The sequence below is a fragment of the Gordonia aichiensis genome (assembly GCF_039946255.1).
In the GTDB taxonomy this organism is placed as follows: Bacteria; Actinomycetota; Actinomycetes; order Mycobacteriales; family Mycobacteriaceae; genus Gordonia; species Gordonia aichiensis_A.
Map to the genome: position 1 here is coordinate 106315 of NZ_JBCDWL010000001.1, position 20017 is coordinate 126331.

Below are 20017 nucleotides of genomic sequence, written 5' to 3' on the forward strand. Positions count from 1 at the left end.
CTGAAAGCCACGAGCCTACTGGAAGTCCCGACCGCAGCACCGCCGAGATGATCCGCTTCGATCACGTGGTGAAGAGGTTCGGCGACCAGGTGGTCCTCGACGAGCTCGACTTCACCGTCGACCGGGGCGAGAAGGTGACACTGATCGGGCCGAGCGGCTCGGGCAAGACGACCATCCTGCGCCTGCTGATGACCTTGGAGACGGTGTCCGACGGCGTGATCTGGGTGGACGGTGAGCCGTTGAGTCACCGACGACGCGGCGATCGGCTGATCCGCGCGAACGAGAAGCACCTGCGGCAGGCCCGTAAGAGCATCGGGATGGTCTTCCAGCAGTTCAACCTGTTCCCGAACATGGACGTGCTGACCAATGTCACCGAGGCGCCGATCCACGTGCTCGGCCAGAGCCGCGACGAGGCCGTGCAGCGCGCACGGGAACTGCTCGACATGGTGGGTCTGGCCGACCGCGAGACCGCGCACCCGTCCCAGTTGTCCGGCGGTCAGCAGCAGCGTGTCGCGATCGCTCGCGCCCTCGCGATGAGTCCCCGAGTGATGCTGCTCGACGAGGTCACCTCGGCACTGGATCCGGAGCTCGTCGACGGCGTGCTCGCGGTGCTCCGCGAGATCGCGAGCAGCGCCGACATCACCATGCTGATCGTCACCCACGAGATGCGGTTCGCCCGCGAGGTCTCCGACCGCGTGATGATGTTCGACGCCGGCCGCGTCGCGGAGGAGGGCCCGCCGGAACAGATCTTCGGCGACCCGCGCAACGAACGGACCAAGGAGTTCCTCAAGGCCGTGCTGTGACGGCTCGGCCCGCTACCCGCTGTTGCGCAGTGCGGTCGCCAGCCCGTTCATCGTCAACTGGATGCCCCGGCTGATCAACGGCGAGGCGTCGCCGGAGCGGTAGCGGCGCAGCAGTTCCACCTGCAGCAGGTTGAGCGGCTCCAGGTATGGGAAGCGGTTGTGCACCGACCGCTTCAGCGCATCGTTGTCGGCCAGCAGGTCGGCGCTGCCGGTGACCGCCGCGTGCATCGCGATGGTCCGCTCGTGCTCGGCGACGATCATCGAGAACACCCGATCGCGCAGCTCGGCGTCGGGCACCAGCTGCGCGTAGCGGTGCGCCAGCCCCATGTCGGATTTGGCGAGGACCTGCGCCATGTTCGACATCACCGACCGGAAGAAGGGCCAGCGGCGGTGATAGTCCGACAGGGTCGCGAGCCGGTCGGCGTCGTCGCCGATCCACTGCTCGAAGGCGCTGCCGACGCCGTACCAGCCGGGCAGCATCACCCGGCACTGCGTCCACGACAGCACCCACGGGATCGCCCGCAGGTCGGCGATCGCGGTGGTCTGCTTGCGCGAGGTGGGCCGGCTGCCGATGTTGAGGGCGCCGATCTCCGACAGCGGGGTCGACGCGGTGAAGTACTCGACGAAACCTGGCGTCTGGTGGACCAGCTCGCTGTAGGCGCCCCGCGCCAGGTCGGCGATCTCGTCGAAGTCCGCGTAGGCCCGCTCCGAATCGGCGCCGAGCCCCTCGGTGTCGAGCAGCGACGACTCGATGGTCGCCGCGAGCAGCGATTCCAGGTTGCGGCGCGCGCTGACGGGGTTCGCGTACTTGGCGGCGATGATCTCCCCCTGCTCGGTGAGCCGCAGCGATCCCTGCACCGCACCCGGCGGCTGCGCCAGGATCGCGTCGTAGCTGGGGCCGCCGCCGCGGCCGACGGTGCCGCCGCGACCGTGGAACAGTCGCAGGCGGACGCCCGCGGCCCGGGCCGCCGCCACCAGATCGAGTTCGGCCCGGTACAGCGCCCAGTTGGCGGTGAGATAGCCGCCGTCCTTGTTGGAGTCGGAGTAGCCGAGCATCACCTCGTGCAATCGGCCCTGGGCACCGACCAGCTCCCGGTAGAAGGGCAGCGCCAGGGTCGCGGTCAGCGTGGACGCACCACCGCGGAGATCGTCGATCGTCTCGAACAGCGGCACCACGCGGACCGGGCAGCGGGGGCCGTCGCCGTCGATGACGTAGAGGCCGCACTCCTTGAGCAGGATCAGGGCTTCGAGCATGTCGGAGACCGACGTGCACATGCTGATCACGTAGTTCGGAATCGCCGCGGGACCGAAGCGTTCGACGGCCGCGGCCGCCGCGTGCATGACGCCGAGCTCCTTGGTCGCCAGTTCGCTGAGCTGCGCCTCCGGCGAGGTGAGCGGTCGACGGGAGGTGAGCTCGCCGACGAGCAGGTCGACGCGGGCGTTCTCGTCGAGGGCGAGGTAGTCGGGGCAGACCCCGGCCCAGGCCAGCAGTTCGCCGACCACCTGCTCGTGGGTCTCGGAGTTCTGCCGCAGGTCGAGTCCGGACAGATGGAAGCCGAAGGTGCGCACCGCTTCTCGCAGCGCGGCCAGCCGGTCGTCGGCGATCGCGGCGTCGTCGACGGCCCGCAGGCTCGCGTCGATCACGTCGAGGTCGGCGAGGAACTCGGCGGCGTCGGCGTACGGCACGGCGGCCGCGGCGAGGAGCCGGTCGGCCGGCTCCAGCACGTCCTCCCCCAGGGTCGCCGCCGCGCGGGCGGCGACCCGCGAGCGGACGGTGTCGAGCGCCGCCCGGAACGGCTCGTCGGTGCGCGCCTCGTCGAACCCGGTGTGATCGAGGTCCTGCGCGCCCGCCAGCGCCGTCAGTTCGGGCGGCACCGGGCCGATGAGCCGCGCCGACAGGCTGAGTTCGCGATGCAGTGCCGCCAACTCGGCGAGGTGATGTCCGACGACGGCGGTCGCCGCGCTCGCGGTCGCCTCGGCGACCACCTCGCCGGTGACGAACGGGTTGCCGTCGCGGTCGCCGCCGATCCACGATCCCATCGAGATCATCGACAGCTCGTCGAACTCGGCGTCCGGGTAGGCCGCCGTCAGCGCGCGTCGCACATCGTTGTTCAACGCGGGCACCACCTGGAAGAAGGAGGCGTCGTAGTAGCGCAGGCCGGTGTTGATCTCGTCGGAGATGGTGAGTTTGCGCAGCCGGATGAGCGCCGTCTGCCACAGCAGCTGGATCTGCCGCGCGATGTCGACGGTCAGGGCGGCGTCCTCCACCGGCGTCAGCTCGGTGCGGCTGCGCGTCCGCATCAGTTCGGTGATCCGATTCTGCGCGTCGAAGACGCTGCGGCGGCGGGTCTCGGTGGGGTGGGCGGTGATCACCGGGACCACCTGTGCGTCGCGCAGCATGTCGGCGACGGTCGCCGCCGGGAGCCGAGCGGCCGACAGCGCGCCGAAGGTCGCCGTCAGCGACGAGGCCTGCGGCGGGTCGCCGGCGCGCAGATGAATGCGGCGTCGTCGTTCCCGGTGCAGGTCTTCGGCGAGATTGGCCAGCAATGCGAAGTTGGTGAACGCGCGGATCACCGGCATCAGCTCGCCGGTCTGTCGGTCGACGTAGCGGGCGGCGAGGTCGTCGCGCCCGACGTCGCTGTAACGGATGCCGAAGGCGTCGCGCCGGGAGTTCTCGACGAGCTCGAAGACGTCCTGCCCGGCGTGATCGCGGACGGCGTCGCCGAGCAGTCCGCCGAGGAATCGGATGTCGTCGCGCAGCGGCTCGGTGAGCGCGCGGCCGGTGTCGTCGACGCTGATGCGGTCGACCATGGGGGTGGCGATGGCGCGTGCCAGCGCCTCTGACGTCAGCGGCGGGTTACCCATGCTCCCAACGTACCGATGCTCGTCGATCCACGGGACCCGAAGTCCGGGTCCGCCGACGCGCGGGGCTCAGCAGAAGTCGAGGCTCAGGAGAACCCGGGATCAGGAGAACTTGATGTCCAGGCCGACGCCGACGATGAGGATGACCCAGACGATGCCGACGAAGACGGTCAGTCGGTCGAGGTTCTTCTCGACGACCGACGAGCCGGAGAGGCTGGACTGGACGCCGCCGCCGAACAGCGAGGACAGGCCACCACCCTTGGCGCGATGCAGCAGAACCAGAACGATCAGCAGCACGCTGGTGATGATCAAGCCGATGTTGAGCGCGATAGTCACGAGTCGATGGTCCCGTTCGTCGTAGCAGAAGATGGCTGTGGCAGGTCGCGACCTTCTCGGACGCAACCTGCCACAGTCTACTCGATGGGTGTTCGGCCCTACAGCAGCGGCCCGCCGGCCGCGATGGCCGACAGCTGAGCGAACTCGTCCGCCTTCAACGAGGCACCGCCCACCAGGGCGCCGTCGACGTCGTTCTGCGAGACGATCTCGCCGACGTTCTTGGCGTTGACCGAGCCGCCGTACAGGACGCGCACGGCGTCGGCGGTGGCCTGATCGGACAGCTCCGCGACCGCGGCGCGCACCGCTGCGCAGACCTCCTGGGCGTCGGCGGCACTGGCGACGCGGCCGGTGCCGATGGCCCAGACCGGCTCGTAGGCGACGACGGTCTTCGCGATCTCCGCCGTCGACAGGCCCGCCAGGGACGCCTTGATCTGCTCGACGTTGTAGGCCACGTGCTCGCCGGCCTCACGGACCTCGAGGCCTTCGCCGATGCAGACGATCGGCGTCAGCTCGTGACGCAGTGCCGCCTTCGTCTTCGCCAGGACGGTCTCGTTGCTCTCCCCGTGCAGGGTGCGACGCTCCGAGTGCCCGACGACGACGTAGGTGCAGCCCAGCTTCGCCAGGAAGGCTCCGCTGATCTCGCCCGTGTATGCGCCCGAGTCGTGCTGCGACAGGTCCTGCGCACCGTAGGTGAGCAGCAGCTTGTCGCCGTCGACGATGGTCTGCACGCTGCGGATGTCGGTGAACGGCGGAATCACCGTCACGTCGACCTTGTCGAAGTACTTCTCCGGCAGGGCGAAGGCGATCTTCTGAACCAGCGCGATGGCCTCGTAGTGGTTCAGATTCATCTTCCAGTTGCCCGCGATGAGCGGCTTGCGGCTCATTCGACGACCTCCAGGACGGTCAGACCCGGGAGCTGCTTGCCCTCCAGGTACTCCAGCGAGGCGCCGCCGCCGGTCGAGATGTGCGAGAACGCCTCGTCCGGGATGCCCAGCGCGCGGACCGCGGCCGCCGAGTCGCCGCCGCCGACGACGCTGTACGCGCCGCCCCGGGTGGCTTCGACGATCGCCTCGGCCACGCCGCGGGTGCCCTCGGCGAACTTCTCGAACTCGAACACGCCCGACGGGCCGTTCCAGAAGATCGTCTTGGCACCGCGCAGGACGGTGGCGAACCGCTCCACCGTGCCCGGACCGATGTCCAGGCCCATGCCCGACTCGAAGCCGTCGGCGGTGGTGGCGATGGACGTCTCGGCGTCGGCCGCGAACTTGTCGGCGACGACGATGTCGTGCGGCAGGTGGATCACGTCGCCGTACTTGTCGAGCAGACCCTTGCAGGTGTCGATCATGTCTTCCTGCATCAGCGAATCGCCGACCGGGCTTCCCTGCGCCTTGATGAACGTGAACGCCATGCCGCCGCCGATCACCAGCGTGTCGACCTTGGGTGCGAGGGCTTCGATGACACCGAGCTTGTCGGAGACCTTCGAACCGCCCAGCACGACGGCGTACGGACGCTCGGCGTCGGAGCTGCTGAGCTTGCGCAGCACCTCCACCTCGGTCGCGACCAGGTCGCCCGCGTACGACGGGAGCAGCTTGGCGACGTCGTAGACCGACGCCTGCTTGCGGTGGACGACGCCGAAGCCGTCGGAGACGAAGGCGCCGTCGTCGCCGACCAGCTCGACGATCGCCGCGGCGAGCTGGGCCCGCTCGGCGTCGTCCTTGCTGGTCTCACGCGGATCGAAGCGGATGTTCTCCAGCAGGAGGACATCACCGTCGGTCAATCCCTCGGCGCGGGCCAGGGCGTCGGACCCGACGACGTCGCCGGCGAGCTGGACGTTGCGGCCCAGCTCCTCCGACAGCCGCGCGGCGACCGGCGCCAACGACAGCGCCGGATCCGGCTCGCCCTTGGGACGACCCAGATGGGCGGTGACGATGACCTTGGCACCGGCGTCCACCAGCTTCGCGATGGTCGGCGCCGAAGCGACGATCCGACCCGGGTCGGTGATCTCGCCGCCGTCGAGCGGGACGTTGAGATCGGACCGGACCAGCACACCGCGGCCCGAGACTCCTTCGGCCAGAAGGTCTTCCAGAGTGCGAACTGACATGGTTCCTACAGCGACTTCCCGACGAGGCCGATGAGGTCGACGAGGCGGTTCGAGTAGCCCCACTCGTTGTCGTACCAGGAGATGGTCTTGGCCTGGTTGCCGATGACCTTGGTCAGGCCGGCGTCGATCAGCGACGAGTGCGGATCGGTGACGATGTCGCTGGAGACGATCGGCGCGTCGTAGTACTTCATGATGCCCTTGAGCGGGCCCTCGGCGGCGGCCTGGAACGCGGCGTTGATGTCCGCGGCGCTGGCCGACTTCTTGAGCTCCGAGGTGAGGTCGGTGACCGAGCCGGTGGGGATCGGCACACGCAGGGCGTAACCGTCGAGCTTGCCGAGCAGCTCGGGCAGGACCAGGCCGATGGCCTTGGCCGCACCGGTGCCGGTCGGAACGATGTTGACGGCGGCGGCGCGGGCGCGACGCAGGTCCTTGTGCGGGCCGTCCTGCAGGTTCTGGTCCTGGGTGTAGGCGTGGATGGTGGTCATCAGACCCTTTTCGATGCCGAACTCGTCGTTCAGCACCTTGGCCATCGGGCCGAGGCAGTTGGTGGTGCACGAGGCGTTCGAGATGATGTTCTGGCTGCCGTCGTACTTGTCGTCGTTGACGCCCATCACGATGGTGATGTCCTCATCCGACGCCGGAGCGGAGATGATGACCTTCTTGGCGCCGGCGTCCAGGTGGCCCTGGGCCTTGGCGCGAGCGGTGAAGATGCCGGTGGACTCGACGACGACGTCGACGCCCAGGTCGCCCCACGGGAGCGCCGCCGGGCCTTCCTTGACCTCGAGCGCCTTGATCTTGATGTCGCCGACGACGATGGTGTCGTCGCCCTCCAGGCGAACGTCCTGGGGCAGACGGCCCAGGATGCTGTCGAACTTCAGCAGGTGAGCCAGCGTGGCGTTGTCCGTCAGGTCGTTGACGGCGACGATCTCGATGTCGGTGGTTCCGAGCGCCTTCTGCGCCTCGACGGCGCGGAAGAAGTTGCGGCCGATGCGGCCGAAGCCGTTGACGCCTACCCGAACAGTCACAAGTTGCTCCTTAAGCGGTGAGTGATGAGCCGGCGGTTCGCTACCGGCCCGCTCCCACCAGCCTAATGGCCCGGGTCCGCGAGGTCACCGGAAGGTCGCATGTGACCTGTGTCAGACGTCGTCGAGCAGGTCCGTCGTGACCGCCGACTCGGTGTCGGGCATCCCGTCGGCGCGGGCCCGCTTGTCGGCCATCGACAGGAGCCGCCGGATCCGCCCGGCCACCGCGTCCTTGGTCATCGGCGGATCGGCCAGCTGGCCGAGCTCCTCCAGCGAGGCCTGCCGATGCTCCACGCGCAGGCGCCCGGCGGCGATCAGGTGGTCGGGCACGTCGTCGCCGAGGATCTCCAGGGCGCGTTCGACGCGGGCGGCGGCGGCGACCGCGGCGCGCGCGGACCGCCGCAGGTTGGCGTCGTCGAAGTTCGCGAGCCGGTTGGCGGTCGCCCGCACCTCGCGGCGCATCCGGCGCTCCTCCCACACCAGGCGGGTGTCGTGCGCACCCATCCGGGTCAGCAGCGCGCCGATCGCCTCCCCGTCGCGGATGACGACGCGGTCGCTGCCGCGCACGTCGCGCGCCTTCGCGGCGATCCCGAGCCGCCGGGCGGCACCGACGAGGGCGAGGGCCGCCTCCGGCCCCGGGCAGCTGACCTCCAGGGACGACGAGCGGCCCGGTTCGGTCAGCGAACCGTGCGCCAGGAAGGCCCCGCGCCAGGCGGCCTCGGCGTCGCCGATGCTGCCGCCGACCACCTGGGTGGGCAGCCCGCGCACCGGGCGCCCCCGCAGGTCGAGCAGTCCGGTCTGGCGCGCCAGGGCCGCACCGTCCTTGGTGACGCGCACGATGTACCGCGCGCTCTTGCGCACCTGGCCCGATCCCGAGCCGGGACCCGAGCGCAGCACGTGCACCTCGGCCTGGTAGCCGAAGAGCCCGTGGATCTCGTACTTGAGCCGTCGGGCGACGTTGCCGAGATCGACTTCGGCTTCCACAACGACGCGGCCCGAGACGATCTGCAGGCCGCCGGCGAATCGAAGCAGCGCCGACACCTCCGCTTTGCGGCAGCTGATCTGTGTCACCGCCAACCGACTCAACTCGTCCTTGACCGCCCCTGTCATAGCCACGGTGAGAAGCCTCCTGTCCCCTGGATTTCCCCCAGAAATTTGCTGGTGTCAGCTTACCGGCGGTCACGGCCGCCGAGGAGTCCGACCACGGTCGACGCCGTCCGCAGCGGGTCGTGAACGGCCGTTCCCGGCACGGCGAGGTCGGCCACGCGCAGCTGCGCGCCGAACCGGCCGGCGGCGCGTTCCAGATGCTCGCGTTCGAGGCCGGCCGGCACCGAGGCGGCGTCGACGACGACGTCGTCGACGCGCAGGGTCGGCGCGTGCGCGTGCAGCACGTGCAGGTGCCGCTCCACCGAGAAACCGGTGGTCTCCCCCGGTTCTGCGGCCAGATTCACGAACAGCATCTTGCGCGCCGCGGTCTCGCGGAGCGCGTCGAGCTGCCCGGGGACCAGCACGTGCGGAATCACGCTGGAGAACCAGGAGCCGGGTCCGAGGGTGACGACGTCGGCGGCCAGGATCGCCTCGGTGGCGGCCGGGCACGGGTCGGGGTCCTCCGGGATGAGGCGGACCCGGCGCGGCTTGCCCGGCGTGGTCGCGACGGCGACCTGTCCGCGGATCACCCGGCTCACCCGCGGGTCCGATTCCAGCCCGGTCACGTCCGCCTCGATGACCAGCGGCACCTCGGTCATCGGCAGGACTCGGCCGTCGACGTCGAACAGGTCGATCATGTCGTCGAGGGCCTCGACGACGTCGTCGGTGACCTCGTTGAGGCCGCTGAGCAGCAGATTCCCGATCGGGTGGCCGGCGAGCGCGCCGTAGCCGCCGAGCCGGTGCTGGAGGAATCGCGCCCACCGCTCATGCCGGTCGGCCGAGCGCGGGTCGACCCTCCGCCGGTCCTCGAGCGCCGCGGGCGCCGCCATCAGCGCCGCGATCGCCATCCGCAGGTCGCCGGGCGGGATCAGGCCGAGCTCGGCGCGCAGCCGACCGGAGGAGCCGCCGTCGTCGGCGACGGTCACCACGGCGGTCACCTCCGGGGTCAGGTACCGCAGCGCGGTCAGCGTGTTGAACAGCCCGTGTCCGCCGCCGAGCGCGACCGCCGACAGCCCGTCGATGCGCATCATTCGCGGCCCAGATCGCGGTGGGTCACTTCGACGTCGTACAGGCGGTGCCCGTCGTCGTCGACGATCTCACCGAGCCGGCGCGCGAGCTCTTCGGACATCGCCACGCTCCGGTGCTTTCCGCCGGTGCAGCCGACCCCGAGTGTCATGTATCCCTTGCCTTCTCGCAGGTAGCCGCGTCCGACGATGCCGACCAGCTCCACGTATCGGTCGAGGAACTCCGCGGCGTCGTCCTGTCCCAGGACGTAGTCGCGGACCTGCGGGGCACGACCGTTGTGCTCACGCAGTTCGGGAATCCAGTACGGGTTGGGCAGGAAGCGGACGTCGGCGACCAGGTCGCAGTCGATCGGCAGCCCGTACTTGAAGCCGAAGGACTGCACCGCGATCGACAGTCGACGGCCGGCCACGTGCGGGAAGACGTTCTCGACGATCGACCGCAGACGCGTCGCGCTGAGGTTGGAGGTGTCGATGACGGTGTCGGCCGCCTCGGCGACCGGTGCGGTGATCGCTCGCTCGGCGGCGATCCCCTCGCTCAACGTGCCGGTGCCCTGCAGCGGATGCCTGCGACGCACCTGCTCGAAGCGTCGGACCAGCACGTCGTCGGAGGCGTCGACGAACATCATCGAGGTGCTGGCGCCGCCGTCCTCCAGGTCGCGGCGCAGAGTCGCCATCGCGGAGGCGAACGAGGGGTGACCGCCGCGGACCACCATCGCAATGCGCTGGGCGCCGACCTCGCTGGTGCGCACCATCTCGACCAGCTGTGCGATCAGCGAGATCGGCACGTTGTCGCTGACGTACCAGCCGTCGTCTTCGAGCACATTGGCCACCGAGGTGCGTCCGGCACCGGACATGCCGGTGACGAACAGCACCGTAGTGCGGTTGTCCGGTTCAGTCAACTTACCTGTTCCTTCGTCTCGGAGAGCTGCGTGTCGGGACCTGCCGTGTCGGCCCGCAGGGCGTCGTAGACGGCCTGTGCGGTCGCCGGACCTATCCCCTTCACCTCGGCGATCTCGTCGACGGCCGCGCGTTTGAGGTTGGCGACCGACCCGAAGTGCGTCACGAGTGCGGTGCGGCGGGAGGCGCCGAGCCCGGCGATGCCGTCGAGCGCCGACGCGGTCATCCGCTTGCTCCGTTTGCTGCGGTGGAAGGTGATCGCGAACCGGTGGGCCTCGTCGCGCACCCGCTGCAGCAGGAACAGCGCTTCGCTGTTGCGTGGCAGGATCACCGGCTCATCATCACCCGGAATCCACACCTCTTCCAGTCGTTTCGCCAGACCCACCACCGCGACGTCGGCGACGCCCAGTTCGTCGAGCACGCTCGCCGCCGCGTGCGCCTGCGGGGCGCCGCCGTCGACGACGAACAGGTTGGGCGGGTAGGCGAACCGTTTGGCCTTCCGCGAGGCGCGCTCGTCGTCCGCCTCGACTTCGCCGGAGTTCTCCGGCGGTGGCACCACGGCGCCCTCGTGGTAGCGCGCGAAGCGGCGGCGGGTCACCTCGGCGATGGACGCGACGTCGTCGGAGTGGCCGTCGCCGGCGGCCTCCTTGATGGCGTAGTGCCGATAATCGGACTTGCGGGCCAGGCCGTCTTCGAAGACGACCATCGAGGCGACGACGTCGGTGCCCTGCACGTGCGAGATGTCGATGCACTCGATGCGCAGGGGTGCCACGTCCAGGCCGAGGGCCTCCTGCAGTTCGGTGAGGGCCGCCGAGCGGGTGGTGAGGTCGCCCGCGCGGGCCAGCTTGTGCCGGGCCAGGGCCTCGGTGGCGTTGAGTTCGACGGTCGTCATCAGCGTCCGCTTGTCCCCGCGTTGCGGCACCCGCAGGCTCACGTGCGCGCCGCGCCGCTGGGTGAGCCACTGTTCGACCTGCGGCGCGTCGTCGGGCAGGGCGGGCACCAGCACCTCGCGCGGGATCCCCGAGCTCATCTCCGATTCGGCGCCGTAGAACTGGGTCAGGAAGGTGCCGACCTGGTCGGCCAGGCTCGCGTTCTCCTGGATCTCGACCACCCAGCCGCGTTCGCCGCGGACGCGTCCGTCGCGCACATGGAAGATCTTGACCGACGCTTCGAGTTCGTCGCCGACCATGGCGATCACGTCGGCGTCGGTGCCGCTGCCGAGGACCACCGCCTGCTTCTCCATGGCGCGGCGCAGTGCGGAGACGTCGTCGCGCAGGCGCGCGGCCCGTTCGAAGTCGAGTTCTTCGGCGGCCTGCGTCATCTCCCGTTCGAGTCGGCGGATGAGTCCGTCGGTCTTGCCGGAGAGGAAGTCGCAGAAGTCGCCGACGATCTGCCGGTGCTCGGCCGCCGACACGCGCCCGACACACGGCGCCGAGCACTTGTCGATGTAGCCGAGCAGGCACGGGCGGCCCATCTGCTCGCTGCGCCGGAAGACGCCCTTCGAGCACGTGCGGACCCCGAAGACGCGGGTCAGGAGGTCGACCGTCTCGCGGATGGCCCAGGCGTGCGAGTAGGGCCCGAAGTACCGCACGCCCGGTCGGCGTGGACCGCGGTAGACGAACACGCGCGGGTACTCCTCGTTGAGCGTCACCGCGAGCATCGGGTAGGTCTTGTCGTCGCGGTAGCGGACGTTGAACCGCGGGTCGAACTCCTTGATCCAGTTGTATTCGAGCTGCAGCGCCTCCACCTCGGTGCCGACGACCGTCCACTCCACCGAGGCGGCGGTGGTCACCATCTGCCGGGTCCGCGGATGCAGGGTGGTCAGGTCGGCGAAGTACGACGTGAGGCGCTGCCGCAGACTCTTGGCCTTGCCGACATAGATGACCCGCCCATGCTGATCCCGGAACTTGTAGACGCCGGGATCGGTGGGAATGGTGCCCGAGGCGGGGCGGTAAGTCGACGGATCAGCCACGGACACCAGGTTAGTCGCAGGACCATTACCCGGGCCGCGCTGAGCACCCCCGAGACCTCACCGCGGGCCACCCCGCAGGTTGATCGCATCCCGGAGCCTCACCGCGGGCCGCCCCGCAGGTTGATCGCATCCCTGAGCCTCACCGCGGGCCGCCCCACAGGCTGATCGAGCCCGGCGGAGCGAAGCGGAGCCGGTGTCGAGATCCATGCGCGGACGACTCGACGACATCGCCGACGAACTACGCTCGGCCATGCCCTAAGGGTCAGGTCAGCCAGTCCGTCACCGAACAGGTCCAGCGCGGCCTTCGCGAGCAGCGCCTGCACTCCATGGACGACGCAGTCAACGACATCGTCAGCAACGACAAGGCCCTCTTGGATCGGCTGGGGAACGTGCAGTGATCTGGACGCCGCGAATCGCCGACGTCTTCCTCGTCTACCGCACGATTTACGGCGCTGATCCCGAGATTCGCGACGCAGGGCTGCTACAGAGCAGCATCACTCGGCCGATGATCACCTTGTTCGGGGAGGAGCAGTACGCCTCGATCGACCTCAAGGCCGCCGCCCTCCTGGACTCACTGTGCCGCAATCACGCCCTCGTCGACGGCGACAAGAGATGTGCCTGGATCGCGATCCGCCTCCTCTACTTCCGCAACGACCGCCGGACGTGGACCCTCGGCGACGACGCGGCGTACGACCTGATCATCGAGGCCAGTTCCGCTCACCTCGACGTGGATCGGCTCGCCCAGCGCCTCCGAGACGGATTCACCGCACCGGCTCCGTAGCCGCGTGGGAACGCTTCCGGGAGAGAACGAGGCCTGACCCCGCAGCAACGCTCCCCGTCACTCGCTGTCGTCGAGGCTCTTGGCTGCCCGGGCCTGCACGGTCCGGTCGGCGAGGGCCTCACCGGCGCCCTCGTACAGGTGGATGACCACGTCGAGGCCCAGCTCCTCGAGCTCCTTGACGTCTTCGCGGTACAGGGCCACCGAGGCGACGGTGGCGCCGCCGTCGCCGATCCGGCGCAGTTCGCGCAACGCCTCCACGTTGGCGTACTGCGCGGGCATGGCCAGCACGATCATCTTGGTCTGGCCGGCACCCACCGCGCGGGTCCAGAAGTCGTAGTCGGTGGCGTCGCCCTCGATGACGTTGACGCCCTGCTTGAGCAGCTGCCGCACCCGGTTGGGGTCGTGCTCCACGCCGAGCACGCGCAGGCCGTACTCGCCGACCAGCTGCGCGTAGGCGGCCGAACCGACGCGGCCCATGCCGAGGACGATCGCCTGCGCGTCGCCGACGTCGATCGGCCGGTCCTCGGGGTGGATCTTGTCCGGTGGTCGTGCCGGCAGCCGTTTGGCGAACTTCGACACCCCCGACACGCCGGTCGGATTGATCAGTGCGGCGATGACGAAGCTGCCCGCGACCGCGATCACCAGCGACAGCAGCCAGTCCTCCGACAACCAGCCGTCCAGGGCGCCCATCTCGGCGATGATCAGCGCGAACTCGGAGTAGTTCGCCAGCAGCAGTCCGGCAAGCAGCGCGGTGCGGTTGCGCATCCCGAGCATCCACAGCAGCAGCCAGTAGAAGACGCCCTGGACGGGCAGCAGCGCGAGCAGGGCCAGTCCGACGACGACGTTCTGCCACGACGGGAGGCCGTGGAAGCCGATCGTGACAAAGAAGCCGACCAGGAGCAGTTCCTTGACCGTGAACAGCGTCCGCGACAGCTCGTCCGACCCCGGTCGCGGCGCGAGGATCAAACCCATGATCAGCGCGCCCAGACTGCCCGACAGGCCGAGCCAGGTGAACAGCAGATAACCGGGGATCAGCGCCATCACGATGCCGAACAGCGCGGTCATCTCGCCGTGGCCGATCCGATACCAGTACTTGGTGGCCCACGCCAGGGCGGGCACCGCGACAACCAGCCCGATCGACCACAGGCTGGGCGGCTCGCCGCGAGAGATCGAGATCAGGACCACCGCGGCGATGTCCTGCATCACCAGCACGCCGATGGAGATGCGGCCGTACAGGGCTTGATCGTCGCCGCGGTCCTGCAGGATCTTGACCACCACGATGGTGCTGGAGAACGAGAGGACGAAGCTCATCGCGACCAGCACCCGGAAGGGTTCGGGCCCGAACGCGCCGAGCGCGCTGATCCCGGCCAGGAAGCCGACGCCGACGATCGTCATGACCAGCATGTGGGCGCCCGCGTTGAGCCAGACCTCCTTCTTCGCCAGGCTCTTGAGATCGAGCCGGAGCCCGATCGCGAACAGCATGAGCGTGACGCCCAGCTCGGCCATCACGTCCAGGCCGGCCAGATGCTCCACGCCGATCGCATTGAGGACGAATCCGGCGGCCAGGAACCCGATCAGCGGCGGCATTCTGATCAGCCGCGCCACCAGGCCGCCGGCGAAGACAACGCCCAGGTAGGTTGCGACGAGCTCCATGACCCCGATCATGCCCTGGGCCGCGGACCGCGAGGGCGGCGGGTCAGGATTCGGTCGGGGCGTACTTGTGGTGGAACTCGCGGAACCGTTCCATCGCGGTCACCGCGAGGTCGCCGTCGCGCGCCTGGATCGCCATCACCGGGATGTGCTCGTCGCTCGGGAACAGCAGGCGTGCGCAGAACCAGTTCTCCGGGTACTCCATGCCGGTGATCTCGTCCCAGGTGAAGACACGCTCGGACACCAGGTTCAGCACGCCGACCCCGTCGGGGCCGAGCCGCAGCCGCGCCCGCGTCAGGAACAGGATCACCCCGCAGATCACCACGCCGACCCCGATCAGCGACAACTTGTCGAACCAGTCGACGTTGACCCCGGTGTAGGAGATGTTGAGCAGCAGGCCGAAAGTCACGTGGATCACCAGGACGATGCCGATGGCCACCCAGGCCGCCTTCTTCATCCACCGCGGACGGTAGACGTACTCCCACTCGCCGCCGGCGGCGTCGCGGCGGTCGGTGTTCCCGCCGCCCGCGTCGCCGCGTCGCGTCTCGGTCATGCCAGACCCTTGAGGACGAGGGCGGACGCGAGCGCGGCCGTCATGGCCTGCGCGCCCTTGTCCTCGGCCGAGTCGGGCAGGCCGGCCCGATTCAGGGCCTGCGCCTCGTTGAGCGTGGTGAGCACACCGTTGCCGACCGGAGTCGACTCGTCGAGGCTGACGCGGGTCAGACCCGCGGTCACCGCATCGCAGACGTACTCGAAGTGCGGGGTCTCCCCCTTGATGACGACGCCGAGCGCGACGACGGCGTCGTGGGTGCGGGCCAGTGCCTGCGTGATCACCGGCAGTTCGATGGCGCCCGCCACCTGAATGACGGTCGGTGCGACGACGCCGTTGGCCGCCGCCGCCCTCTTGGCGCCCTCGAGCAGCGCCGTGCAGATGGTCTCGTGCCACTGCGAGGCGACGATCGCGACCTTCAGCCCGCTCGCATCGGCCAGATCGAGCGTGGGTTCACCGCTGCCGCTCATGCACCTTCTCCAGTTCCGTCGGCCGCACTCGGCACGATGTCGTCGAGACCGTCCAGGACGTGGCCCATCCGGTCGCGTTTGGTCCGCAGGTAACGCAGGTTCTCGGCGTTGGCGCGCACCGGCATCGGCACGCGCTCGACGATCTCCAGACCGTACCCGTCGAGGCCGACGCGCTTGGCCGGGTTGTTGGTCAGCAGGCGCATCGACCGCACGCCCAGGTCTACCAGAATCTGCGCGCCGAGGCCGTAGTCGCGGGCATCGGCGGGCAGCCCCAGCTCCAGGTTCGCGTCGACGGTGTCGGCGCCGGCGTCCTGCAGCTGGTAGGCCTGCAGCTTGTGCATCAGGCCGATGCCGCGACCCTCGTGACCCCGCATGTACAGGACCACGCCGCGACCCTCCCGGCCGACCATCTCCATGGCGGCCTGCAACTGCGGGCCGCAGTCGCAGCGCAGCGACCCGAAGACGTCGCCGGTCAGGCACTCCGAGTGCACCCGCACCAGGACGCCCTCGCCGTCGCCGTCGGGTCCGTCGATGTCGCCCATCACCAGCGCGACGTGCTCGGCGTCGTCGTAGGGGCTCTGGTAGCCGACCGCGCGGAAGGTGCCGTACTCGGTCGGGATGCGGGCGTCGGCGACCTTGACCACGTGCTTCTCGTGGTGACGACGCCAGGAGATGAGCGCCGCGATCGAGATCATCGCCAGTCCGTGCTCGTCGGCGAAGGCGCGCAGCTCCTCGGTCCGGGCCATGTGCCCGGGGTCCTTCTGGCTGACGATCTCGCAGATCACGCCCGCGGGCGCCAGACCGGCCGCCTTGGCCAGGTCGACGGCCGCCTCGGTGTGCCCGGGCCGACGCAGGACGCCGCCCTCCTTGGCGCGCAGGGGCACCACGTGACCGGGACGGGTCAGGTCGTGCGCCTCGGAGTTCGGGTCGGCCAGCGTCCGCATGGTGGTCGCGCGGTCGGCGGCGCTGATGCCGGTCCCGATGCCTTCGCGGGCGTCGACGGTCACCGTGTACGCGGTGCCGTGCTTGTCCTGGTTCACCGAGTACATCGGCGGCAGGCCGAGGCGGTCGCAGTCGTCGCCCGCCAACGGCACGCACAGGTAGCCGGAGGTGTAGCGGACCATGAACGCCACCAGTTCGGGCGTCGCCTTCTCGGCGGCGAAGATCAGGTCGCCCTCGTTCTCGCGGTCCTCGTCGTCGACGACGACGACCGCCTTGCCGGCCGCGATGTCGGCGATCGCCCGCTCGACGGTGTCGAAGTCGACGGTCGCGTGCTCGCCGGTCGTCTGCTCGCCGGTCTCACTCATCTGTGCCTCGCTCATTCGGACTCACTGCCTTCCACACCACTGGTCGCGGGTCGGCCGATGCCGGTGAGGCGCTCGACATACTTCGCGATGACATCGACTTCAAGATTGACTCGCACGCCGGGAGCGGCGTCGGAGAGGTTGGTCTCGGCCAGGGTCGTAGGGATCAGCGACACCTCGAGCCAGGCGCCGGACCCGGCGTCGTCGCCGACCGCCGAGACGGTCAGGGAGATCCCGTCGACGGTGATCGATCCCTTCTCGACCACGTAGCGGGCCAGGTCCGCCGGAATCGCGATCCGCACGACGGTCCAGTTCTCGCTCGGCGACACGGTCGCGATCACGCCGACGCCGTCGACGTGCCCCTGGACGATGTGTCCGCCGAAACGGCCCCCGGCCGGCATGGCGCGTTCGAGGTTGACCACGGCGCCGGCGCCGAGCCGGTCGAGCGAACTGCGCCGTAGGGTCTCTGCCATCACGTCGACGGTGAACTCGTCGTCGGACAGTTCGGTGACGGTCAGACAGACACCGTTGACGGCGATCGAGTCGCCGAAGTGAGCGTCGCTGGTCACCAGCGGACCCTTGATGCGAAAACGCGCGGCCTCCGTGAGGTCGTCGCGCGCGGTGATCTGGCCCCGCTCCTCCACGATTCCCGTGAACACCCGTCTCTCCTTTGCATGGTGCGCTCGGGACGGGCAGGTCACGACGGGCCGCCGCGCTGCTGTTCTCTCGTATCCGGACTGTGACCGTCGGCCCCGGGGTCTCACCGGAGTCTGCTGACCCCGCACCGAAGTGCGGGCGCTCGCGGGCTCGTCCCCCGATCGGGGGCATCTCCGCCGGTGGGGAATTTCACCCCGCCCCGAGAACTCAACATCGAAATTATCATGTGGAGCCGCCACCGTGCGTGCCCGGCTTCCCGATCAGCGGGATCAGGCCAGTTCAGAGGTGACACGGACGCCGCGCGCCGATGTGTAAATCGTTCTGCCCCATACTGTTCCGGTTCGGGTCTCGATCCCCGCCGGGGCGGGTTACAGTGTGATCCACCGAAAGCCGCATTCTCCCCCGAAAGGCCTCCAGATGAGCGCACCGGAACAGACCGGCTCGCCGGCGATCACCTTCCTTCGCCGCTATTGGCTCCCGATCCTGCTCGCCGTCCTCGCGATCGTGTTCATCGCGCAGAACCGAGACGGCACTAGCACCACCCTGTTCTGGTTCTCGTTCAACGCGCCCCTGTGGCTCACCCTCACCGTCGTCACGGTGATCGCCTTCGTCTGCGGCGTCATGGTCGGCCGTCGACCGAGCAAGAAGGCCTGACCGTCCCGATGCCGTCACAAGCAGCACGCTGAGCGGGCTCCGCCGGCAATCTTCCGGAAGCGGCCCGTCAGCGTGCTGCTTGCAGCACCACGAGCAGATCTTCGCCGAGTTCGGTGACCGCCGTGCGGACGAAACGGTGGGCCTGCGCCAGGGTGCCGACCGTGACGTCGTCGACGGCGCTGCGGCCGGCCCCCAGCACGGTCGGTGCGAGGTACGCCTGGATCTCGTCGACCACGCCCGCGGCGAGGAAGGCGCCGATGATCGCCGGACCGCCCTCCACCAGCACATGCAGCGACTCGGGCAGGGCCGCCAGGACGTCGCGGGGATCGCGGCCGACGACGTGGACCAGCGGTGAGACGCCGTCGCGCAGCCGCGCCGCGGTCGGGACGTCCCGGCGGCCGAGGACCACGCGCGTCGGTTGACGTGCGGCGAGCGAACCGTCCGGCCGGCGGGCCGTCAACGACGGATCATCGGCGAGGACGGTGCCGGTGCCGACGACGATCGCATCGAGCTGCGCGCGGACGCGGTGCGCGTGCTCGCGCGCCGCGGCGCCGGTGATCCACTGACTGGTGCCGTCGAGTGCGGCGATCCGACCGTCGAGGGTGGCCGCGATCTTGACGGTGACGAACGGTCGGCCCAGATCCTGGCGCAGCAGCCAGTACCGGAGCGGGCCTCCGCGCGCCTGCGCCTCGTGCCGACCGGCGTGGACCTCGACACCGGCCTCCCGCAGACGCGCGGCTCCCCCGGCCGCGGCCGGGTTCGGGTCGGCGACCGCGAAGTGGACGGCCGCGACTCCGGCGTCGATCAGCGCCTGCGCGCACGGACCGGTCCGGCCGGTGTGATTGCAGGGTTCCAGCGTCACCACCGCGGTACCGCCGCGGGCCCGCGATCCCGCGGCCCGCAGCGCCATCACCTCGGCGTGCGGACCACCCGGCGGCTGCGTGTGCCCCACCCCGGCGACGGCGCCGTCGCAGTCCAGGATCACCGCACCGACCGCGGGGTTGGGCGAACTGAACCCCAGGGCGGCGGCCGATTCGGCGATCGCCAGCCCCATCGCCTCGTCGATCGGAACCATCGGCGTCAGTGGCTCGCGGCAGCGGTCGCCAGACGGCGCAGTTCGGCGACGCGGGCGGCCGGATCGTCGCCGCCGTAGACGGCCGATCCGGCGACGAAGCAGTCGACGCCGGCCTCGGCGGCCTGCTCGATCGTCGAGGTGCTGATCCCGCCGTCGATCTCGATCAGCAGGCGCAGGTCGTCGCTGTCGACGATCTTGCGGATGGTGCGGACCTTGTCGAGGACCTCGGGCATGAACTTCTGACCGCCGAAGCCGGGCTCCACGCTCATCACGAGCAGCGTGTCGAACTCGCGCAGGATCTCCAGGTACGGCTCGAGCGGGGTGCCGGGCTTGATGGCGAGACCGGCCTTTCCGCCCGCCGCGCGGATGTCGCGGCCGACGGACACCGGATCGTCGGTGGCCTCGGCGTGGAAGGTGACGTTGTAGGCGCCGGCCTCGGCGTAGGGCGGTGCCCAACGGCCCGGGTCCTCGATCATCAGGTGGCAGTCGAGCGGGATGTCGGTGGCCTTGAGCAGGCTCTCGACCACCGGCATGCCGAGGGTCAGGTTGGGCACGAAGTGGTTGTCCATCACGTCCACGTGCACCCAGTCGACGCCGGGGTCGACGGCGGACGGGCCGACCGCCGCGATCTCGGAGGCGAGGTTCGCGAAGTCTGCGGACAGGATGGACGGGGCGATCATCGGAGCCGGGCGGCCGGGGTTGCACATGCAGG

Annotated in this window: 19 protein-coding genes and 1 riboswitch; of the genes, 3 read left to right on the forward strand and 16 right to left on the reverse strand. The window is 69.6% G+C overall.

Annotation, left to right across the window (positions count from 1 at the left end; genetic code table 11):
• Positions 1-47 precede the first annotated feature (47 nt).
• On the forward strand, positions 48-803 hold the full coding sequence (ehuA, locus tag AAFO60_RS00485; RefSeq protein ID WP_347954198.1) for an ectoine/hydroxyectoine ABC transporter ATP-binding protein EhuA: 756 nt from the start codon (positions 48-50) through the stop codon (positions 801-803).
• Positions 804-815: 12 nt separating this feature from the next.
• Here the strand turns inward: ehuA and ppc are convergent, their stop codons facing one another.
• The 9 genes from ppc to uvrC form a co-directional block, all read right to left on the reverse strand.
• Positions 816-3668: a phosphoenolpyruvate carboxylase gene (ppc, locus tag AAFO60_RS00490; RefSeq protein ID WP_347954199.1), complete on the reverse strand. Its 2853-nt coding sequence runs from the start codon at positions 3666-3668 to the stop codon at positions 816-818.
• A 99-nt stretch (positions 3669-3767) separates the two neighbouring features.
• Complete coding sequence (secG, locus tag AAFO60_RS00495; protein WP_347954200.1) at positions 3768-4001, reverse strand: preprotein translocase subunit SecG; 234 nt, start codon at positions 3999-4001, stop codon at positions 3768-3770.
• A gap of 98 nt (positions 4002-4099) precedes the next feature.
• Positions 4100-4885, reverse strand: coding sequence for a triose-phosphate isomerase (gene tpiA, locus AAFO60_RS00500; RefSeq protein WP_347954201.1), 786 nt, complete (start codon positions 4883-4885; stop codon positions 4100-4102).
• A complete protein-coding gene (locus tag AAFO60_RS00505) occupies positions 4882-6102 on the reverse strand; it encodes a phosphoglycerate kinase (protein ID WP_347954202.1) in 1221 nt (406 codons plus the stop codon). Before AAFO60_RS00505 ends, tpiA begins: the two co-directional genes overlap by 4 nt.
• A gap of 5 nt (positions 6103-6107) precedes the next feature.
• Positions 6108-7127 (reverse strand): type I glyceraldehyde-3-phosphate dehydrogenase, encoded by a 1020-nt coding sequence (gene gap, locus AAFO60_RS00510; RefSeq protein ID WP_347954203.1) that lies wholly within the window; start codon positions 7125-7127, stop codon positions 6108-6110.
• A 111-nt stretch (positions 7128-7238) separates the two neighbouring features.
• Positions 7239-8240 carry a DNA-binding protein WhiA gene (whiA, locus tag AAFO60_RS00515; protein ID WP_347954204.1) on the reverse strand — a complete coding sequence of 334 codons (1002 nt, stop codon included), beginning with the start codon at positions 8238-8240 and terminating at the stop codon, positions 7239-7241.
• 53 nt (positions 8241-8293) lie between these two features.
• Positions 8294-9301: a gluconeogenesis factor YvcK family protein gene (locus tag AAFO60_RS00520; RefSeq protein WP_347954205.1), complete on the reverse strand. Its 1008-nt coding sequence runs from the start codon at positions 9299-9301 to the stop codon at positions 8294-8296.
• Positions 9298-10149 carry an RNase adapter RapZ gene (rapZ, locus tag AAFO60_RS00525; RefSeq protein ID WP_424326677.1) on the reverse strand — a complete coding sequence of 284 codons (852 nt, stop codon included), beginning with the start codon at positions 10147-10149 and terminating at the stop codon, positions 9298-9300. Before rapZ ends, AAFO60_RS00520 begins: the two co-directional genes overlap by 4 nt.
• 41 nt (positions 10150-10190) lie before the next feature.
• Positions 10191-12164, reverse strand: coding sequence for an excinuclease ABC subunit UvrC (gene uvrC / locus AAFO60_RS00530; RefSeq protein ID WP_347954207.1), 1974 nt, complete (start codon positions 12162-12164; stop codon positions 10191-10193).
• 394 nt (positions 12165-12558) lie between these two features.
• Between uvrC and AAFO60_RS00535 the strand changes: the two genes are divergently transcribed.
• Positions 12559-12945 carry a type II toxin-antitoxin system death-on-curing family toxin gene (locus AAFO60_RS00535; RefSeq protein WP_347954208.1) on the forward strand — a complete coding sequence of 129 codons (387 nt, stop codon included), beginning with the start codon at positions 12559-12561 and terminating at the stop codon, positions 12943-12945.
• A 57-nt stretch (positions 12946-13002) separates the two neighbouring features.
• Here the strand turns inward: AAFO60_RS00535 and AAFO60_RS00540 are convergent, their stop codons facing one another.
• Genes AAFO60_RS00540 through AAFO60_RS00560 form a run of 5 tightly spaced genes read right to left on the reverse strand, consistent with a single transcriptional unit; the run spans position 13003 to position 17578 of the window.
• Complete coding sequence (locus AAFO60_RS00540) at positions 13003-14598, reverse strand: cation:proton antiporter family protein (protein WP_347954209.1); 1596 nt, start codon at positions 14596-14598, stop codon at positions 13003-13005.
• A 43-nt stretch (positions 14599-14641) separates the two neighbouring features.
• Positions 14642-15148, reverse strand: coding sequence for a PH domain-containing protein (locus AAFO60_RS00545; protein WP_347954210.1), 507 nt, complete (start codon positions 15146-15148; stop codon positions 14642-14644).
• Positions 15145-15615, reverse strand: a complete 471-nt coding sequence (gene ribH, locus AAFO60_RS00550) for a 6,7-dimethyl-8-ribityllumazine synthase (RefSeq protein WP_347954211.1) — start codon at positions 15613-15615, stop codon at positions 15145-15147. Before ribH ends, AAFO60_RS00545 begins: the two co-directional genes overlap by 4 nt.
• The gene (locus tag AAFO60_RS00555; protein ID WP_347954212.1) at positions 15612-16922 is read right to left on the reverse strand and encodes a bifunctional 3,4-dihydroxy-2-butanone-4-phosphate synthase/GTP cyclohydrolase II; all 1311 of its coding nucleotides are present in this window, start codon (positions 16920-16922) and stop codon (positions 15612-15614) included. Before AAFO60_RS00555 ends, ribH begins: the two co-directional genes overlap by 4 nt.
• An 11-nt stretch (positions 16923-16933) precedes the next feature.
• Positions 16934-17578, reverse strand: coding sequence for a riboflavin synthase (locus AAFO60_RS00560; RefSeq protein WP_347954213.1), 645 nt, complete (start codon positions 17576-17578; stop codon positions 16934-16936).
• 57 nt (positions 17579-17635) lie between these two features.
• Positions 17636-17787: riboswitch (FMN riboswitch) on the reverse strand.
• Between the two features lie 206 nt (positions 17788-17993).
• Between AAFO60_RS00560 and AAFO60_RS00565 the strand changes: the two genes are divergently transcribed.
• A complete protein-coding gene (locus tag AAFO60_RS00565) occupies positions 17994-18230 on the forward strand; it encodes a LapA family protein (RefSeq protein ID WP_347954214.1) in 237 nt (78 codons plus the stop codon).
• Between the two features lie 67 nt (positions 18231-18297).
• Here the strand turns inward: AAFO60_RS00565 and ribD are convergent, their stop codons facing one another.
• Positions 18298-19305 (reverse strand): bifunctional diaminohydroxyphosphoribosylaminopyrimidine deaminase/5-amino-6-(5-phosphoribosylamino)uracil reductase RibD, encoded by a 1008-nt coding sequence (ribD, locus tag AAFO60_RS00570; protein WP_347954215.1) that lies wholly within the window; start codon positions 19303-19305, stop codon positions 18298-18300.
• A 5-nt stretch (positions 19306-19310) separates the two neighbouring features.
• Positions 19311-20012 (reverse strand): ribulose-phosphate 3-epimerase, encoded by a 702-nt coding sequence (gene rpe, locus AAFO60_RS00575; RefSeq protein WP_347954216.1) that lies wholly within the window; start codon positions 20010-20012, stop codon positions 19311-19313.
• Positions 20013-20017 lie beyond the last annotated feature (5 nt).

Coding starts and splice junctions, on each gene's coding strand:
- ehuA (WP_347954198.1), top strand. CDS start 48: ATGATCCGCTTCGATCACGTGGTGAAGAGGTTCGGCGACCAGGTGGTC.
- ppc (WP_347954199.1), bottom strand. CDS start 3,668: ATGGGTAACCCGCCGCTGACGTCAGAGGCGCTGGCACGCGCCATCGCC.
- tpiA (WP_347954201.1), bottom strand. CDS start 4,885: ATGAGCCGCAAGCCGCTCATCGCGGGCAACTGGAAGATGAATCTGAAC.
- AAFO60_RS00505 (WP_347954202.1), bottom strand. CDS start 6,102: ATGTCAGTTCGCACTCTGGAAGACCTTCTGGCCGAAGGAGTCTCGGGC.
- AAFO60_RS00520 (WP_347954205.1), bottom strand. CDS start 9,301: ATGATGCGCATCGACGGGCTGTCGGCGGTCGCGCTCGGCGGCGGACAC.
- rapZ (WP_424326677.1), bottom strand. CDS start 10,149: ATGTCCGGTGCCGGACGCACCTCGGTGGCCAATGTGCTCGAAGACGAC.
- AAFO60_RS00540 (WP_347954209.1), bottom strand. CDS start 14,598: ATGGAGCTCGTCGCAACCTACCTGGGCGTTGTCTTCGCCGGCGGCCTG.
- AAFO60_RS00545 (WP_347954210.1), bottom strand. CDS start 15,148: ATGACCGAGACGCGACGCGGCGACGCGGGCGGCGGGAACACCGACCGC.
- ribH (WP_347954211.1), bottom strand. CDS start 15,615: ATGAGCGGCAGCGGTGAACCCACGCTCGATCTGGCCGATGCGAGCGGG.
- AAFO60_RS00555 (WP_347954212.1), bottom strand. CDS start 16,922: ATGAGTGAGACCGGCGAGCAGACGACCGGCGAGCACGCGACCGTCGAC.
- AAFO60_RS00565 (WP_347954214.1), top strand. CDS start 17,994: ATGAGCGCACCGGAACAGACCGGCTCGCCGGCGATCACCTTCCTTCGC.
- ribD (WP_347954215.1), bottom strand. CDS start 19,305: ATGGTTCCGATCGACGAGGCGATGGGGCTGGCGATCGCCGAATCGGCC.
- rpe (WP_347954216.1), bottom strand. CDS start 20,012: ATGTGCAACCCCGGCCGCCCGGCTCCGATGATCGCCCCGTCCATCCTG.